This window comes from Microbacterium umsixpiens, assembly GCF_053543675.1.
This window is the reverse complement of record NZ_JBLVOH010000094.1, coordinates 10429-12225: the sequence shown is the minus strand read 5'-3', so window position 1 is coordinate 12225 and position 1797 is coordinate 10429. Positions and strand designations below refer to the sequence as shown.

Genomic DNA, 1797 nt, shown 5'->3' with positions numbered 1-1797 from the left:
TGGCGCGCAGCACGGCACTCGCCGAGAGCGGCGACGGTGTATGGACGCGATGGGAGGCTGTGCGCCGCGAAGTGCGCGAGATCCACACTCGGCTGTTCTACCGCCCGCTTCTGAGCGCGGTGGCCGGTCTTCCCGAGGAGGAACGCACACTCTCCACGGCGCAGGCGCATGACCGCCTGGCGGCCATCGGGTTCCGCGACCCCGCGGGCGCCCTGCGGCACATCGGTGCACTCACGACCGGGCTCAGCCGCAAGGTGACGATCCAGCGGGCGCTGATGCCGATCATGGTGCGGTGGTTCGCCGACGGAAGCGACCCCGATTACGCGCTTCTCGCGTTCCGTCGCATCAGCGAACGCCTCGGCGACACCCCGTGGTTCCTTCGGATGCTGCGGGACTCGTCGGGTGCTGCCGAGAGCCTCACACGACTGCTGTCCTCGTCACGCTACGTCGGGGAGCTGCTGGAGTGGATCCCGGAATCCGTGGCCTGGCTCGACAGCACCGAACGGCTGCGTCCGCGCGGTGCGGCGGCGCTCGACGAAGAGGCGCGCGCGATCCAGACCCGTCACGAGACCATCGGCGACGCCCTTCGAGCGGTGCGGGCTCTGCGCCGTCGGGAGCTGCTGCGGACCGCGATGGGCGCCGTCCTCGGCGTGCTGACGATCGAAGAGGTGGCTGTCGCGCTCACGGAGATCACCGAGGCGACTATCCAAGCGGCCCTGCGCGCCGTCATCCGGGAGGTGGTTCCCGATGACGCCGCAGAGCTCGACTTCGCCGTCATCGCCATGGGGCGTTTCGGAGGTGCCGAACTCGGTTTCGGGTCGGACGCCGACATCCTCTACGTGTACGACGCGAACGGGGTCGACTCGCAACGGGCGCAGAAGCTCGCCACGCAGATCGTGGCAGGACTCCGCGAGCACCTGACCGATCACAGGCTCCCACTCGATCTCGACGCCGACCTCCGACCGGAGGGGCGGAACGGACCGGTCGTGCGATCGATCGCCGCGTACGCCGAGTACTACCGGCGCTGGTCGCTCTCCTGGGAGGCGCAGGCGCTCCTGCGCGCGCGGGGGGTGGCGGGGAGTGCGAAGCTCATCGAGCGGTTCACGGCCCTCGCGGACACGATCCGCTACCCGGAATCGGTCGACCTCCAGGGAACGCGTGAGATCAAGCGCATCAAGGCCAGGGTCGAGGGGGAGCGGCTGCCGCAGGGCGCTGATCCGCGGCGACATCTGAAGCTCGGCCCCGGCACGCTCAGCGACGTCGAGTGGCTGGTGCAGCTGCTGCAGCTGCAGCATGCGCACGCGATCCCCGGCCTGCGGACCACAGCGACACTCGGTGCGCTGGACGCCGCCGTCGCAGCCGACCTCGTGGAGGAGGGCGACGCCGAGCGGTTACGGGAGGCGTGGCGCCTGTCGAGTCGGCTACGCTCGGCGATCACACTCCTCACCGGGCAGACGAGCGATCTGCTCCCCGCCGATCGGCGCCAGCTGGATGCGATCGGCAGCCTGCTGGGATACCCCGAGCGTTCGGCGACCGAGCTCGAGGAGGACTACCTCGGCGTCACCCGACGCGCGCGCAAGACCTTCGAGGAGCTGTTCTACGGATAACCACCGCCTCGGTTTGCAGTATCGGGCGACGTGTCCCAAGCTGACGATATGACCCCTACGCGCATCGCAATCGTCTGGAATCCCTCGAAGGTCGATCAGAACGTTCTGCAGGACGCGGTGAGCGACGTGTTCGACGAGCAGTACGACATCCGTTGGTGGGAGACGACGCCGGAGGACCCGGGCCGCGGCA

The 1797-nt window shown here is 69.1% G+C and carries 1 protein-coding gene; it reads left to right on the top strand.

Annotated features, from left to right (window positions below; all coding sequences use genetic code 11):
- On the top strand, positions 1-1607 hold a 1607-nt coding region (locus ACNPM4_RS09570; protein ID WP_448985513.1), incomplete at its 5' end, for a bifunctional [glutamine synthetase] adenylyltransferase/[glutamine synthetase]-adenylyl-L-tyrosine phosphorylase.
- Positions 1608-1797: the final 190 nt, after the last annotated feature.